This window comes from Verrucomicrobiia bacterium, from assembly GCA_035946615.1.
In the GTDB taxonomy this organism is placed as follows: Bacteria; Verrucomicrobiota; Verrucomicrobiia; order Limisphaerales; family UBA8199; genus DASYZB01.
Genome location: DASYZB010000124.1, coordinates 1 through 16,264, shown reverse-complemented (window position 1 = coordinate 16,264; position 16,264 = coordinate 1). Strand labels below are relative to the sequence as shown.

14 protein-coding genes and 1 tRNA gene are annotated in these 16,264 nt (G+C 57.8%); 10 read left to right on the top strand and 5 right to left on the bottom strand.

Features of this window, described 5'->3' with window-relative positions:
- Nucleotides 1-452: 452 nt before the first annotated feature.
- Nucleotides 453-1,331, bottom strand: coding sequence for an FKBP-type peptidyl-prolyl cis-trans isomerase (locus VG146_18315; protein ID HEV2394309.1), 879 nt, complete (start codon nt 1,329-1,331; stop codon nt 453-455).
- Between the two features lie 477 nt (nt 1,332-1,808).
- Between VG146_18315 and hemA the strand changes: the two genes are divergently transcribed.
- The 6 genes from hemA to panD all read left to right on the top strand — a co-directional run bounded on the left by hemA (nt 1,809) and on the right by panD (nt 9,355).
- Nucleotides 1,809-2,894 carry a glutamyl-tRNA reductase gene (hemA, locus tag VG146_18310; protein ID HEV2394308.1) on the top strand — a complete coding sequence of 362 codons (1,086 nt, stop codon included), beginning with the start codon at nt 1,809-1,811 and terminating at the stop codon, nt 2,892-2,894.
- A 5-nt stretch (nt 2,895-2,899) separates the two neighbouring features.
- Complete coding sequence (locus VG146_18305; GenBank protein HEV2394307.1) at nt 2,900-3,046, top strand: hypothetical protein; 147 nt, start codon at nt 2,900-2,902, stop codon at nt 3,044-3,046.
- A 210-nt stretch (nt 3,047-3,256) separates the two neighbouring features.
- A complete protein-coding gene (locus tag VG146_18300; GenBank protein ID HEV2394306.1) occupies nt 3,257-5,482 on the top strand; it encodes a hypothetical protein in 2,226 nt (741 codons plus the stop codon).
- Between the two features lie 415 nt (nt 5,483-5,897).
- Entirely contained in the window at nt 5,898-6,896 is a 999-nt protein-coding gene (locus VG146_18295) for a trypsin-like peptidase domain-containing protein (GenBank protein ID HEV2394305.1), read from the top strand.
- A 39-nt stretch (nt 6,897-6,935) separates the two neighbouring features.
- Complete coding sequence (locus VG146_18290; protein HEV2394304.1) at nt 6,936-8,963, top strand: hypothetical protein; 2,028 nt, start codon at nt 6,936-6,938, stop codon at nt 8,961-8,963.
- A 41-nt stretch (nt 8,964-9,004) separates the two neighbouring features.
- Entirely contained in the window at nt 9,005-9,355 is a 351-nt protein-coding gene (panD, locus tag VG146_18285; GenBank protein ID HEV2394303.1) for an aspartate 1-decarboxylase, read from the top strand.
- 131 nt (nt 9,356-9,486) lie between these two features.
- Here panD and VG146_18280 read toward each other — a convergent pair whose 3' ends face one another.
- Both VG146_18280 and VG146_18275 read right to left on the bottom strand, forming a co-directional pair.
- Nucleotides 9,487-9,915 (bottom strand): response regulator, encoded by a 429-nt coding sequence (locus VG146_18280; protein ID HEV2394302.1) that lies wholly within the window; start codon nt 9,913-9,915, stop codon nt 9,487-9,489.
- A gap of 701 nt (nt 9,916-10,616) precedes the next feature.
- A tRNA-Val gene (locus VG146_18275) sits at nt 10,617-10,692 on the bottom strand.
- 101 nt (nt 10,693-10,793) lie between these two features.
- Between VG146_18275 and VG146_18270 the strand changes: the two genes are divergently transcribed.
- From VG146_18270 to VG146_18255, 4 genes are all read left to right on the top strand, one after another.
- Nucleotides 10,794-11,954, top strand: a complete 1,161-nt coding sequence (locus tag VG146_18270) for a DegT/DnrJ/EryC1/StrS family aminotransferase (protein ID HEV2394301.1) — start codon at nt 10,794-10,796, stop codon at nt 11,952-11,954.
- Between the two features lie 82 nt (nt 11,955-12,036).
- Complete coding sequence (locus VG146_18265) at nt 12,037-13,107, top strand: Gfo/Idh/MocA family oxidoreductase (GenBank protein ID HEV2394300.1); 1,071 nt, start codon at nt 12,037-12,039, stop codon at nt 13,105-13,107.
- A 23-nt stretch (nt 13,108-13,130) separates the two neighbouring features.
- On the top strand, nt 13,131-13,916 hold the full coding sequence (nagB, locus tag VG146_18260; GenBank protein HEV2394299.1) for a glucosamine-6-phosphate deaminase: 786 nt from the start codon (nt 13,131-13,133) through the stop codon (nt 13,914-13,916).
- 290 nt (nt 13,917-14,206) lie between these two features.
- The gene (locus VG146_18255; GenBank protein ID HEV2394298.1) at nt 14,207-15,184 is read left to right on the top strand and encodes a DEAD/DEAH box helicase; all 978 of its coding nucleotides are present in this window, start codon (nt 14,207-14,209) and stop codon (nt 15,182-15,184) included.
- A 146-nt stretch (nt 15,185-15,330) separates the two neighbouring features.
- Here the strand turns inward: VG146_18255 and VG146_18250 are convergent, their stop codons facing one another.
- Nucleotides 15,331-16,158, bottom strand: a complete 828-nt coding sequence (locus VG146_18250) for a HipA domain-containing protein (GenBank protein HEV2394297.1) — start codon at nt 16,156-16,158, stop codon at nt 15,331-15,333.
- Nucleotides 16,142-16,264: transposase (locus VG146_18245; GenBank protein HEV2394296.1), on the bottom strand; the 123-nt coding region annotated here is incomplete at its 5' end. The genes VG146_18250 and VG146_18245, both read right to left, overlap by 17 nt.

Here is a 16,264-nt window from a genome sequence, read left to right as displayed (position 1 = left end):
GAAGGTATTTTAAAGTCACCCAGAGGACCGCTCCTGTGAGTTGGAAAGCTCTTGAAAGCAGCAAAACCGCGCAACACTGCGGAAAACTAAGGTCTGAACCTCCAATAACCTCCCATAAATTAGCGCCAAAATGTCAGTTGTGCAATAACGTTAAAGTGGAAAATCAGCATTTTTAAAACACGCTCTTAGCCTGGATATTTTACACCCGCGCGTGGGCTATCATTAACACCGCGGCTTTAGCCCGGTGAACGGACTCATTTATGCGTTTGAACTGTTTCAACAGTTTGCCGCCCGGGCCCAGAAGCCGTTGAAACGGCTCGAATCCTCGCCGGGGCCGCGCACCACAGGGCTGAAGCCCCGGTGTTAATTAGACCGCCTCCCGCAATAAAAACGCCCTGCCGACTCTCTCTCGGCAGGGCGATTAGGAACCAAGGCCGGATGATGCCGGTCCCTTACTTCTTCGTTGCGTTATTGGTTTGGCCCTGTTGCGCCAGCTTGGCTGCCTCTTCGGGCTTAATCACCTCGATTTTTGCCCCTTTCTTGAGTTCCTCGGCGGAGGGCACCTTGATGATATCGCTGGTCAGTGGCTGTTGCGGAGCCGGATGCGCCGGAGGGGCTTGAATCCCCACCAACTCCATCTCGAAAATTAGGGTGGAGCCCGGTTCAATCGGCGGATTGCTGCGGGGATTGCCCGAATCGCCATAAGCCAGGTCCGAGGGTAGATACAGATCCCATTTTGACCCGACCTTCATCATCTCAAGCGCGGCTGTCCAGCCTGGAATCACGCGAGTCACCGGGAAAGTGGCTGGTTGCCCGCCGCGTTTGGCCGAGTTGTCGAATTCCTTGCCATTAATCAATGTGCCGCGGTAATTCACTTCCACCACGTCGTTGCTTTGGGGGGTCGACCCGGTGCCCTCCGTAATCACTTTATACTGCATCTCGGCAGTGGAACCGTTCCGGAGCTTGACCTCGGCTGTTTTCACACCAGCTTTCGTCTTGTTCTCCGCAAGAAACTCCTCCCCTTCTTTCTTGTTCTTCTCAGCTATTTTCTTCTGCGAAGCCACCTCGTAAGTCCGAATGGCTTTTTGCTGCTCCGCATCCGTCAGCTTCGTCTCATGCCCGGCAATGACGTCCTTGACGGCGCTCATCACCGTGTCCAAATCCAAATCCATGTTGCTGCGTTTGATCTGGTTGCCGAAATACATCCCCACGCCGTAGCTGGCTTTCTCTCGATCATCTTTCAACGCCGTTTTGTCTTGTGCCCGCGAAGGCCACTGCACCAGGGCAACGCCCAGTCCGGCGGCTAGAACAGTTCTTAATCCAATTCTCATAGTCATCTAATATAATCTTTCAATTAGCGCAGTTCTGTTTACACTAATCCCCTCAAAAGTCCAGCCCCAATCTTGAATTTTGCAGGCAACGACAGGCAACGGGCGCACGACAGGATTCTTCGGATGCGCGTTTCTTCCTTCTTCGGATGTGGAGTTTGTGACATTTTCATAGCAATCTCTTCTCCCTTTGTCGGAAACTTTGTCAAAACCCAACCTCGCTGAACCTCAGAACCTTCTGACCGCGCCAACCACTCGGCCCAGCTCAAGCGAGATGCATAAGTAATTACAATTCTACTCTAAGCTTTCTATTAGTGTCACATCTCCATGGATTGTTCGCCATTTGCAAGAAATGTACGAAAAATGGCAATGGAGGAAGAGCAGCATCCAGCCTTACCGGTAGCGTTAGCACGTGAATCGCAACCGATCACTTGAATTAGCGCAGCCAATCGCAAAATCGGGTTAGTCCAAACGCCGCGTATGAGACTCTTCGTTGCTGGATTAAGCTACAAAACCGCTCCGGTCGAAGTTCGCGAGAAGCTGGCAGTACAAACCTCGCGCCTGCGTTGTTATGGCTGCCGCCTCAAGCTGGGGGGCGCCCTTTCGGAGGTGGTTCTGGTCTCCACCTGCAACCGCGTTGAAATTTATGGAGTGACGGAGCGCCTCTCGGTCGATCCTGGCCGCCTCTTTGAACAAATCGCCGGCAACCAGTTCGATTTCTCGCGTTACTTGTACTTTAAGGAAGGCGTCGAGGCCATAGCCCATCTCTTTTCGGTCGCCGGCGGTTTGGACTCGATGGTCCTTGGCGAGACAGAGATTACGGGCCAGGTCAAACAGGCCTATCAAGCGGCCCAGGAAGCAAAGTTGACCGGCAAAGTTACCAACCGTCTCTTCCAGACCGCCCTGCAGACCGCCAAGGAGATTCGCACCCAAACCGGCATCGGGCGAGGGTCCACCTCCGTTGGCAGCGTGGCAGTCGAATTGGCCGAGCGCATTTTCGACCGCGACCTCTCCCAAAAAACGGTCATGATCATCGGGGCAGGCAAAATGGGCGAGGCCTGCGTCCGCCATCTGGCTAAGAAAGCCGCCCATGCTGTTTTGGTCGCGAATCGTTCTTTCGAGCGCGCGGCGCGCCTGGCCCAGGAATTCGGCGGGCGGGCCGTCCTGTTCGAGGATTTTCCCTCCGCCTTGGTTGAGGCGGACATCGTCGTGAGCTCGACGGGGTGTCCGGATACGATTCTTCATCGGGAAGATTTGGCGGCGATCATGCCAGCCCGCCGCAATCGCCCGCTGTTCTTAATCGACATCGCCGTGCCGCGCGACATCGACGCCGACGTGCAGCAACTCGATAACGTTTTTCTCTACAACGTGGACCACCTGGAAAGCATCGTGCGCGAAAACCTCCGCCTGCGCGAGCAGGAACTGGCCGGCTGCCGCGACATCATTGCTCAGCGCTCACTGGGCTTGATGGCCCGTTTCGCTCCGCCGGCAGAGCGCCTTTTCACACCGCGCCTTCCCCGGGAATCGGCTTGGACCGTTGCGGGCGCGGTCACTTGCCAGGGTTGAAAACCATGAGCACGAAACACAATTTCGGCGAAGGGACCGGACGCGAGGTAGCGGCCGGGGCGGCCTTTCGTTGGAGCACAGGCTGTCGCACGTGCGGCCTGTTGGGCACAGCGGCATCCGGCTGGTGCCGTGCTGGCCAATTGCCTCAATAAACAAAGGCATCTGTTCAATGTATCAAACCACAACCCCCATCCCAGGATGGCAAACCGAAACGTCAAGGGCAGAGACGCCCCAAACGATTCGGTCGGCCCTCATCCGCCCCGTCGCTGCCTTAACGCAACCATCCCTCAAACCCTGCAGTTCGAGTCCCCCGGTTCTCCGCCGCCCTGTGTGGCAGGGAACCTCTAACCCTCAATGCTAATATGAAAATAAAATCGATCCCCAAAGCGACAACTTGCCTATTGGCAATTGCGCTGGCCTGCATGGCCGCGGTGAGCGCGGTGAAGGCCGCGACACCCGCCCTTCAAGGCCAAATTGTGCTCCGCCCGGTCACACCGGGTGACAAAACCGCCTATGGACTGCCCGGTACTCTCGAAGTCTCAGGCGGCATAACAACCGTTGGGGTTGGCACACCCGTCTATCTGGAGGCTGAAATCAATATCGCCATCCCTGCTGCTGATATTGTCGGGGTTTCCTGGGCATTAACCAACACGCCCGTGGGATCACAAGCCGCCCTGACCGCCAGCCCGTTGGGAAGCAACATCCCGGTCTATGAACCCGCTGACCGGGTCGTTTACCAGGTTGCGGGACGGCAGCTTCTGCGCCCCGACATGGCAGGCCAATACACCGTGCTGGCAACTATCACCACCGCCAGCGAAGGGACGACCAATGTGGCTGTGACCATCACTGCAGGCACGTATATGGGCGTCAATACCTGCGCCCTTTGTCATAGCGGCGGCGCCATCGCCAAGGACATGGTCCAATCCTGGCAAACCACTGCTCACTCGCACATCTTCACCGACGGCATCGATGGGCTTCTTGGCCATTACAGCTCGTCTTGTCTCCAATGCCATACAGTTGGTTACGACTCAAACACCAACGCAGTGAATGGCGGTTTTGATGACGTAGCCACCCAAACCGGGTGGGTTTTCCCAACTGTTTTGACGAATGGGAACTTTGCGGCGATGCCAGCAGCCCTTCAAAACGTTGCGAATATCCAGTGCGAAAACTGCCACGGCCCCGGCAGCCAGCATGCCTATTCGCTCGGCAATACCAATTTCATTACCCGCACCGTTGCCTCGGGCGATTGCAACCAATGCCACGACGCCCCCACTCACCACATTAAAGGGACTGAATGGTACAGCTCAATGCATGCTATCACCACGCGCGACCCATCCGGACCAGGACGTGAGGGGTGCGTTATCTGCCATACGGCGAACGGCTTCATCGCCCGGATTGAAGGGCAATCGGTCACCAACACCGCCTATGCCGCCATTGGCTGCCAGACCTGCCATGAACCTCATGGCCAAACCATACCAACGAACAATGTACACCTGATTCGCGCCTTGACCCCTGTGGCCCTCATGGATGGCACGGTTATTACGAACGCCGGCGAGGGTCTCCTGTGCATGGAGTGCCATCATGCCCGCCAGAATGCCACCACTTACGCCGCCACCGCCGCTGGCAGCCCCTATTTCGGCCCGCATCATGGGCCGCAGGCGGACATGTTGGAAGGCGCCAACGGCTTTACCTACGGAAAGGCCATTCCCAGCTCGGCACACCGCGACGCGGTGACCAATGCTTGCGTTACCTGTCACATGCAAACCGTGGCTAGCACCGATCCGACCTTCCTCCATGCCGGCGGCCACACCTTCTTGCCTGCTTGGGACACTGCCACTAACAGCACCGACCTGACGGCGGCCTGCCAGGGCTGTCATGGAACCACTATCACCACCACCTTTGACTTCCCGCTCCAGGACTATAATGGGGACGGTGTCATCGAAGGTGTGCAAACCGAAATCCAGCACCTGCTGGATCAGCTCTCGACCTACCTGCCGCCAGTCGGCCAGGTCAAATCTTCCCTCGCCATCGACTCGACCTGGACGCGGCCTCAATTGGAAGCCTCTTACAACTGGCAATTCGTCAAAAACGACGGCAGCCTTGGCATCCACAACACCGCTTATGCTGCGGGGCTGCTCAAGGCATCCATTGCTAACTTGACCGGCGTTTCGCAGCCTGGCGGTTTACCCGATGCGTGGGTGATCCAGTACTTTGGCTCGACCACCAACCTCAACGCTCTGCCCAATGCCACCCCGGCTGGCGACGGCGTGCCAAACTGGCTGAAATATGCCCTGGGCCTCGACCCAACCAAGCCCGGCATTACTATCCCCGGGGGCGTAGTTTGGGCCAACGGCAACTCGCTGATCAATCCGATTGGTGGCACCAATGCCGTTCAGATATACACCGCTGCTGAAGTGGCCTTTAACACCGAAGCCGGCAAGACCTATCAAATCCAGTCCATCTCCTCGCTCAGCGAGGGCTGGCAGGACGTAGGCGCCCCGATTGCCGGCACGGGCCAGGCCATCAGCTACGTCACACCCACACGCCAAAACGTGCAACAGTTCTATCGGGTTTTGACTTCTCCGTAACGCGCCTTGGGTAGTCGCCGAACGGACGCAAGTTTTAGCCTGAGCCACCCCCTCCCTGAAAGCAGGGAGGGGGTTTTGTTAGAGGCCTCACTGCTTGGCATGAATGCTGAGGTGACATGCTTACCCATGCTTACCCTCATCTGTCAGATCTCATCTCCCTTTGTTGGAAACTTTGTCGGAAACTCGTCAAAGCCCACCTCGCTGAACCTCATAACCTGCCGAGCATGGCAACCACTCGGCTCAAGAGCTCTCGGCCTTCAGCGCTCTCCATGCCAAGGGGAATCGCCCTCTGCTGGCGGCTATATCCAAACAAGCTGCGTATTCCAGAGCAGAGCCCAGCCCATAATCCAGTGTCAACCCTTATCTGGCCCGGATACGCTTGTCAAAGCCTCTTTCGTTCACTACTGTTCATGTCATGCTAAAGAACTGTCTGTGTCTGTGCCTCTTGGCCATTTGCTCCGCCAAGGCGGCCCATGCCGATACGATTGAACTCAAGGACAAAGCCGCCGTTATGGGCAAGATTCTCGCCGAAAAACGCGACCAGGTGGCCGTCGATGTGGGTTACACCGTCCTGGTAATCCCCCGCTCACAAATCGTAAAAATCTCCAAGTCACTCGAGTTCCAGCCAATCATCAAAGCAGTTGCCGGCCAAAACATAACTGCAGATTCCCAAGCCGGCCCCGGCGCGCAAACCGACTTAGGCGTCTCAAGCTTTTATTCATCCTCGAAGACGAGCCTGCCTTTGCGTAGCGTTCGCGAGCTGGTCAATCAAATCGGCGAGGCGGTTGTACAGGTGCGCACTCCCAGCGGCCTGGGTTCCGGGTTCATTATCAATGAAGACGGGTTTCTGATAACCAACTTCCATGTTATCGAGGGGGAAACGGAGATATCGGTCGAGGTCTATTTGCAGCGCGATGGCGAGTTGGAAAGGAAAGTGTATAAACAGGTCCGCATAGTGGCCGTGAACAAATTCGGAGATATGGCGTTGCTCAAGATCGACGATAAGAGCGCTCCCCGGTTCAAATTTGTGCTGTTGGGCAGTGCCGACGCGCTCTCGGTGGGTGAAGGGGTGTTTGCCATCGGCAGCCCGCTAGGGCTGGAGCGAACGGTGACCGAAGGGATTCTCAGCACCAAAACCCGGCCAATGGGAGGGGAGTTGTATTTGCAGACCACGGCCCAGATCAATCCCGGCAACAGCGGTGGCCCGTTGTTCAACCTGCGCGGCGAGGTGGTCGGTATTACGAATATGAAAATCACCTTCGGCGAGGGGCTGGGCTTTGCCATCCCCATCGAGTCGGTCAAATACTTTCTGAACCATCGCGAAGCCTATGCCTATTCGAGTGACAACCCAAGCAACGCCTACCGCTATCTCTCGCCCCCAAGCCACGCGCGCAATGCGGTTGAGGAAAACTGAGATGGCAAGCCATGATCATCGAGCCAACGCAGGCTGCGCATGAGCCCATGCTGCAACCGTAAGCGGCCGCGTTTTCTCTTTCGCGGCCATGGCCATGTTTGGTTCGCGCTGCTGGCCGCCTGCTCTGGACTGCTCGCAAACGCTGCGGCGCCATCCCCGGAAAAACTGCTGCCCGATGACACCCTTCTGATGGTCACCGCCCCGGACTTCGACAAGCTATGCGACCTCTGGGCCAAATCTGTCCCGGCCCGTCTTTGGAATGACCCCGCCATGAGGCCCTTCCGGGACAAGTTCGTCTCCAAATGGCAAGAACAGTTCATCAAGCCGCTCCAGCGAGACCTGGACGCTATCGAACTTAAGGATTACGCCTCTCTGCTCGAAGGGCAACTCACCTTCGCCCTCACCCGCAACGGGTGGCAAGGACAGGATGGCCAATCCCCTGGCGTGCTGCTCCTGGCCGATACCAAGGAAAAAAGCGCGCAGAGCAAAAAGAGACTCGCCCAACTCCGCCAAAAATGGACCGAGTCCGGCAAAGCTGTCCGCATCGAAAGAATCCACGGCATCGAGTTTATGGCGCTTTCGGTTTCGACCAATGACGTTCCAAAGACGTGGCGCAGGTTCTTCCCGGGCTCCTCGCCCGTCGAGGAGTTGGGAGATGAGAACGCGCCCAAGAAGCCCCAGCCCAAAAGTGAGCTGGTCATTGGCCAGGCCGATTCGCTGATTATTGCCGGCAATTCTCTGCAAGCCGTCGAAAAACTGGTCGTGCGGCTGAGCGGCGGGTCGTTGCCGACCCTGGACGATTTGGCCGCCTATCAGGCCAACCACCTGGCCCTGTTTCGCGATGCACCTGTCTATGGATGGATCAATATAAAAGCGTTCATCGACATTTGGAAGACTGCTGCTGCCCAAAAGAAAGACAACCCCGAGGCGCCAAACCCATTGGACATCAAACCCGAAAGAATCCTCAAAGCCACCGGCATTAGCGGTTTGAACACCATCGCCTTCAGCATCCAGCCATCCACCGAAGGCACTCTGTTCCAGGTCTTCTTCGGCGCGCCCGAAAGCAGCCGGCAGGGCCTGTTTAAGCTGCTGGCCGGCGCGGCGAAGGAGACCAAACCACCCTCGTTTGTGCCGGCTGACGCTGTGAAGTTTCGGCGTTGGCGCATGGATGGCCCCAAGGCCTGGGCCACTATCGAGCAAGCGCTGGGGGACCTTTCGCCCCAGGCCATCGGCACGCTGAATTTTGTGCTCGATTCGGCCAATGCCTATGCCAGACAAACCGACCCCGGCTTTGATGTGCGCAAGAGCCTCCTGGGCAATGTTGGCGACGACATCATCTTCTACAAAAAAAAACCGCGCAGCAGCGCCCCTGCAGACCTGGACCACCCGCCTTCGCTGATTTTGATCGGGTCCCCCAATGCCGAAGAAATGGCCGCGTCGATGAAAAGCATTTTGATCTTCATGAGCCAGCAGCCGGGCACGCCGCCTGAAGCGCGCGAGTTCCTGGGCCGTAAAATCTACTCGGCCCCGTTGGCACCGATGGCCCTGCCCCTGGGCGTTGCTCCGCGGGTGGCGCCGGCTCAAACGCTTTATTACGCGGCCACAAGCGGCTATCTGGCCCTCTCGACCGATGTCTCCATTCTGGAAGAGCACCTGCGCACAACGGAGGAGCAGGGCAAAGCCCTTGGCGAAGCCAGCGGCCTGGCAGAGGCCGCCCAAAAGGTCATTACGCCCTCCTCGAGCCTCTTCGGGTATCAAAACCTCTCCCAGACCGCGCGCAATCTCTTCGAGGCCTGGCGGCAGCAGCCTAAACCCTCCGCCCCCTCACCGGTCTTTTCCGAAGCTCCCTTCTCGACGGCAAATCCGGGCGCGCCTGTCCCAAGCCAGGGTTTTAGCGACTGGGCGGATTTCTCTCTCCTGCCGGAATTCGACAAAGTGTCGAATTACTTCTATTTTATTGTGTATGGCGGGGGCGCTACGAGCGATGGGTTGGCCTTCAGCATGTTCGCCCCACGGCCGCCTAATCTCAATAACGTCTCGGAACCGAAGCATCTGTCATCCAATTGAAGATAAATTAGAGTAAAACTGGAAAGAGAGAATTCGATTCGATGCTGGTGCACTTATTAAAATCCAAAATCCACCGCGCGCAGGTCACCGGCGGGGACCTTAACTATGAAGGCAGCCTCACCATCGACCGCAATTTCATGGACCGTGTGGGTCTCGTTCCATACGAGCGCATCCTCTGCAGCAACATGGCCAACGCCGCCCGGTTTGAAACCTACGCCATCCCGGGCGAACGGGGCTCCGGCCAAATTGTGCTGAACGGGGCGGCCGCGCATCTGGGCAAACCCGGAGATCACCTCACGATCATGAGCTTTACCGAGGTCGATGGCGCCGCCGCCAAAACCTGGACCCCGCAGATACTTGTGTTGGGAGAGAACAACCGGGTACAGGATTGAACGGAGCGTAGCAGCGCGGGCAAGCCGCAACCAAAACGATCAGCCGCAAAAGAACGCAAAGAACGCAAAGCAAACTTACTGAGAAGTCCGAAACGTTCTTTTGCGGCTAATCGCTCCTGTTGCGGCTCCGGCTACGGAACTTCTCTTGCAATGTCGCAAATCCGTTTCACCTCGGCTGCCAGGTCGTCGTATGAAACCGCCTTTTGCAACAGCAAATCCGCTCCGGCCTTCATGGCGCGCGCCAGCAAATCGGGACCTATTCCCCCGCTCCACATCAGGATTTTCAGCCCCTCAAGCTGCCGCAACTCTCGGAGTTGCTCGACTACCGAAAAACCATCCATCGCCCGCAATCCAATATCGACAAGGACCACGTCTGGCCGGAGCGGGCCTTCTGCTCGCTGCTCCGCGCGTTTCAAATAATCCATCGCCTCTGCGGCGCCCTCGGCGAAAACAAAGCACACCTCCGGACAAATCTTTCGCGCGGCCATCTGAAGGATGGCTGCGTCATCCGGGCTGTCTTCGATCACCAGCACGGTTTTTTGCCTGTTCAGCGGATTCATGACCGGACCAGCAGATACTTCTCCCAGCATGAAATGTTGAGCCGGAAAACTATTGCCCTCCTTTGGGCCAGGCGCAGGGCGCCCGCGAACGCGCAAACCTCTCCTTGCCAGGCGCCAAGCGCCATCGGGGTATTCACCCCTCTGCGAGCGGCGCGCAGACTGCTTCGGAGCGCCGCCCCGAGTGCTTGAGGAGAGCGAGTGAGAGCCTGGCGACCACCGACCACCCCACACTGATTGCGCGCACTGCCAGGTTCCCTCTCCCCGTCTGCGGGGAGAGGGTTAAGGGAGAGGGGGCTGTTCGCTGGTGACGCTTAAGAATTTCACTGGCGGGTGCAGCGAGTGGAGCCTCCTCTACCCGACCCTCTCATCCAAGGGAGGAGAGGGAGATCGCGTTTCGCGCCGCAGCCGCTTAAACGCAATGGCAGTGCGGTGCGCCCGCTTCTGGCGGCGGCTCTCTCAATGCCAACGGCACTCATGGCGATTTATGCCGATAAGAAGTACAGAACGTGAACCTATCCAGATCGATTCACTCGACGGTTTGGCGCCCCTGCGGCGCGCCAAACCGGAAGGAAAAAAAGAGGCTGGGTGGGGTGGCGTTTTACCCAGGGCGCCGGCCTCGGCGGCCTTGCCCTGGGCTATTACCAGGCCGCCCCTCCGGGGCTCCGGAAAGGCGAAGCTGCTGCTCAAATCTTGAGCTGGAATGGTGGGCGCTGAGGGATTCGAACCCCCGACCTACTCGGTGTAAACGAGACGCGCTAACCACTGCGCCAAGCGCCCATCCTGGCTCACCACTATGGCCTCAACTCAAGTGCTGGCAAGACCAAAGGCCGGAGAAAAATGGCTTGTCTAAACCGGTTGCTCCGATACCGTCTCGCGGCATGAAAGTTGAATTTTACGGTCACATTCGCCAGTACCACAATATTAAGCCCGAGATCGATAAGAACATCCAGACCGTCCTGGAGAGCGGCCAATATGTTATGGGGCCGATGCTCAAGAAGTTCGAGGGCGAGCTGGCGGCGTATCACGGGACGCAATTCGCCATTGGCGTGGGCAACGGCACCGATGCGATTTGGCTGGCTTTGATGGCCCTGGGCATTGGGCCGGGCGACGAGGTCATCACCCATCCCAATACTTTTTTTGCCACCGCCGCGGCGGTCTGGATTGCCGGGGCCACGGCTGTGTTCGTCGATTGCGACCCGCGCACCAAGTGCATCGACCCGGCCAAAGTTGAGGCCGCCATTACGCCCAAAACCAAAGCCATCATCCCGGTCCACCTCTACGGCCAATGCGCTGATATGGTGGCGCTCAAGAAGATTGCCGATAAACATCACCTCAAGTTGATTGAAGATAATGCCCAGGGAATAGGCTCGCACGGCCCGAACTTCAAGGTTGGCCAGCTTAGCGATGCCGCTACCACGAGTTTCATCATTCAAAAGAACCTCGGCACATTCGGCGACAGCGGGGCGATTGTGACGAATAACGCGGAGCTGGACGCCAAGGTGCGCAAGCTGCGTAATCATGGTTCGAACGCGCGCAACGTTCACAGCTACGGTTTCAACAGCCGCCTGGATGATTTGCACGCGGGGATTCTCAGCGCCAAGCTCAAGCACATCGATGCCTGGAACGACTTGCGCCGGCAGTGGGCGGCGCGCTACACGACCGGGCTGAAGGGCTGCAAGACATTCGAGCTGCCGGTTGAATTGCACGGCAACCGGCATGTGTTCCATCTGTATGTCATCGAGACAAAGAAACCCGAGTGGCGCGACGCGCTGGTGGATTTCCTGGTCAAGAACCAGATTGATGCCAAGACCCACTACTCGATAGCCATTCATCAGCAAGCCGGTTACCCCTGGGGCAAAGGCGCCCGCATCGCCGGGTCGCTGGCCAACTCCGAGCGCAACGCGGCCACCTGCATCAGCCTGCCCATGTTTCCTGAACTAAACGCCGAGGAAGTCGATTACGTCATCGCCAAGGTGAAGGAATGGGACAAGCAGACTACTTCGGCCCCGGAGCGGGACAAGGTCGCGCAGGCAGCCTGATGTCAGCGTTGGGGAGAGGAAGCCCCTTTCCCCCCACATCCGTTCCACTCACGAACCGGCGGCTCATAGGTTCTTTTATTTTATGTCCAAATACTCCGTTGTGGTTGTGGGCATGGGAAAACGCGGCATGCATCACGCCACGGCTTTCAATGCCAATCCCCGGTTCCAGGTTGCCGGCATCTGCGACATCGACCCCAAGCGCCTGGACGAGGCGGCTGCCAAACTCGGCGGCCCCCAAAAGGGTTCTGATGCCATGGGGCTGGCCAAGGCCCTCAGGCCGGATGTCTTTTGCTTTTGCACGCTCCCGCACCTGCGCACGCCATTCATCCAGGCGGCCATCGAGGGGGGCGCAAAGCTGGTTGCATTCGAGAAGCCGGCTGCGCTGACCAGCGCGGAGCTGTTTGGAATTCGCGACCTTTTGAAAAAATCGGGCGTCAAGGCGGTGGTCAGTCATCAGCACCGCTACGGCAAGCATTATCGGAGCGTCAAAGAGACCGTTGCGAGCGGCGCGCTGGGGCGGGTGCATACGGTCTATGGCACAGCTACCGGCTGGATGACGCACATGCTCTCGCACCTGATCGATTACACCTGCTGGTTCAACGAATACACCCCGGCCATTTGGGCGATGGCCCAGGCCGCAGGCGGCGCCAAGTTCAGCGATAATCATCCCTCGCCCGATTACATCGCCGGGTTCGTTCAATTCGCCAATGGCGTTCGCGGGGTTTACGAGTGCGGCGCGGGCGCTCCCGATCAACCCGAGGCCGGCAAGTGGTGGGGCAAAAACCGGATGGGCGCCCAGGGAACCGAGGGGTTTGCGGAAGTCCTCACCAACGGCGGCTGGCGGGCGGTGACCAAAGCGGGCGGCTACCAGACCGGCGAGGGGGCGATGAATTACGAGCTGGATATGCCGCCCTACATCCAGGAGATGGCGGATTGGCTGGATGGGGGAAAACCGCATTCGTGCAATTTTGCTCATGCCTCTCTGGGCGCTGAGATCATGCTGGCCATGCAACGCAGCGCCGCCCAGGGCGGCCAGGTTGCCCTTCCCTTAACGAGCCCCGCTGATGAGCAGGCCCTCTTGAAGGCCGCTGTCGCGGGCCGTCCCGTGCTGGTCTCCTGCGAACAGAACCGGAAGGAATTCGGCTTGGCCTAAATGGTGCTGGTTCAGTTGCAACCGTGGAAGTCATCATCCAGCCTAATAAGGAAACCGCGGCGGCGCTGGTGGCGCGGATACTGGGCCGCGAACTTCGCTCCAATCCGCACCTGGTTTTGGGTTTGGCCACCGGCAAGACCATGGAGCAGGTCTATCGCAACCTGGTGCGGTTGCATCGGGAGGAGAAGCTCGATTTCTCGCTCTGCAGCACGTTCAACCTGGATGAGTATGTGGGCCTGCTCCCTTCCGACCCCAATTCATACCGGCATTACATGGACCATCACCTGTTCGGGCTGGTCAATATCGACCCGAAGAATACACATCTGCCCAATGGCCTGGCCAACGACCTCGACGCCGAGTGCCGGCAGTATGAAGCCCTCATCCAGCGCTTTGGCGGTATCGACCTTCAGCTCCTGGGCATCGGCAAGGCCGGCCACATCGGCTTTAACGAACCCCTTTCGGCCCTGCGCTCGCGCACACGGGTCAAAGCGCTCACGCCCACCACGCTCAAGCAGAATGCGCCATCCTTCGGCGGCGAGCAAAACGTCCCCCGACGCGCCATCACCATGGGGGTGGGCACGATTATCGAGGCGCGGCGTTGTTTGCTCCTGGCCACTGGCGCCAGCAAAGCCGAAGTGATTGCCCAGGCGGTGGAAGGCCCCATTACCAGCATGGTGACGGCTACCGCCCTCCAACTCCATCCGCGCTGCACGGTGCTTGTTGATGAGGAGGCCGCCGCCAATCTCAAAGAAAGGGATTATTACCGCTGGCTATTCGAGAACGAACCGGAGTGGCAGCAGTACCGGTGAGGAAAGCAGGCTAGCGCAAGTTCCAGAATGCGCCCTATCCGGTTCTCTTGCGAGACGATGCGGGTTGTTGGGAACCCCACTGGCGGGGATGGATTTGTTCTGGTCAATTTGGTTGGCATGCGCAGCAGCACATTCCGTGGCGGCGTTACGCTGACCAAATCCGACCTTGGCTCCATCCAGATTGAGCGCAAAGAAGCAGGTTTGGTGGAAAGTCGCGCCTGTTCAAGCTGGGACTCGAAGCCCTCCGCATCTCGCTGGCACAGGAGTAAGACCCGTTCTTCGGCCTTTCCATTTCGCGAGTTGACCCGCTGCCGCATCAGTTAGATGCGGGATACAATCATCTACTGAAGTCGGCCCGCGTCCGCTTCCTGCTGGCCGACGATGCAGGCGCAAGAAAAACCATCATGGCCGGCCTTCTGCTAAAAGAACTGAAGCTGCGCGGACTGGCGGAGCGCGTGCTCATCATCTGTCCGGCAAATCTCCCTTTCCAGTGCCAGCGTGAAATGGCCGACCGGTTTCAGGAGCAATTTCACATCCTCCGAGGCGACCTGCGGGTCCAGTACGGCGTCAATCTTTGGAACGATAAGCCGCAAATCATCACGTCCATGGACTTGGCCAAACGGGATGAAATCGTGCCGAGCTTGCGCCAAGCCGACGAATGGGACTTGGTAATAGTGGACGAGGCGCACCGAATGTCGGCCCGCGACACCGAACACAAGAGCGAGCGGTACAAGTTGGGCGAAATTCTGCGCGACAAGACCGCGCAGAAAAGTCCCCCGCAAACTGCGAAGGAAATCCTCGTTCAAGCATTCGAGATGTTTGAGCGGAATTCTGAGACCGTCGTGCCTGTTGTGGACCAAATCTTGGTCGCGGCGACAAAAGCGCCGAGAATAGACATTAAGCCAACTCCTGCCGGACGGCTGGTAGTCACGCTTTCGGAAGGCGAAACTTTCGAGGTGAGCATTCCGGGTGACCTTTCGGCGTTCAGAGCGATTCTCGCACGTGTTGGGGTAATTTGTGGTGCCGCCGCTGAGAAGCACACTATCTCAGGGAAGACCAAAGCATTCTTAATGCCTTGGGGTGCGATACCGGATAAGAGAGCGGTCGAACGCAGAAATCAGACCATTGAGTATGCCAGCGCGGTGGTTCGAGAACAGCCAGGAAGCCCGCTCTACAAAGTTGATGCGGATTACTACCTCTCACAATATGGTCCTGAATATGATGTCTTTTCGCCTGCAACGCCGCCGCTGAGGCCGCCCTTGCTGTAGGCGTTAAGCTGCCTGCGCTCCGACGTGATTTCCAGCAAGCGAGTACGCCGAAAATTATTTGCGCCTGGTGGGGAATCTCAAACCCTTAAAAGCACATTTTCGAACCGACCCGGTCCTTTTGGCCGACCTCACTGGGATACTATTCGTCAGAGGCGCTTCAGTCGCTTTGTCAAACCAGCTTTCACTGCCTCGTGGATGTACTCGGGAAACCCACGTGGAAGCTGCTTTTCTAGGGTCGTAATCGCCGCATCAGTGGCCTGGGCGACCTCCGCCAACACTTCTTTTGCAAGCGACGCAGGCAAACCCGCTCGTTCAGTGGTTTGGATGAAATGCCGCCCCTTGATCTCATCTAGACGATAATGTCGGCTATCGCCCGCGAACATTGCCAGTTTCATCTGCTTGCGCTCGATTTGCCGGGTGACGAGGCTCGGCTGCGCGGTTAACACATCGTACACCGGCGTGAGCATAAGTCGGCCGCCTCGGCCCAAGAAGATGCTGAAATTCTTGGCATGGCCATCCGTAGCCCCAATCAGCCAAAACAGCACCTGCGCCTTCAAAAACGCCTTCTGATCTTCAGCCGGCGTATCGCTTCCCAGCAGGTTAAGCCCCTCGACTATGCCCGGGCCCCCGTGATTCTGATATTTCAGGCCCGGTGGGCAGGAAAGCGCCTGGCAAAAGTCTTCCTGTGGAAGACGTAACAGCCGACCGTCATCCGTCCACCTCCGGTCAAACCGTTCGATGACCAGCGCCACGGTCTTTCCGAACACGTTCATTTTCGCCTTTGCCGTGGGAAGCCCGAAAGCGGCCATGAGTTTCAGGCAGTAATATTCGTTCTCAACGCTGTTTGAGAGGTCGATGCCGTTCTGCAGCGTTCCAATCTGCGTTTTAAGAAGATGCGTTGTAGGCGTTGTCGCGTGGGGTTTCCACCACTTTCCTTTATAATGGTTTCTACGGGGATCATAGTGGGTAGAGATTGAGCTTTCCGCAGAAGAACAGGATACGAATCCGGTAGTTGTGAAAGTTGCGAAAGCCTCGGGCAGCGGACTTGAGACTCTGGATTTTCGAGTTCAGCCCCTCGGT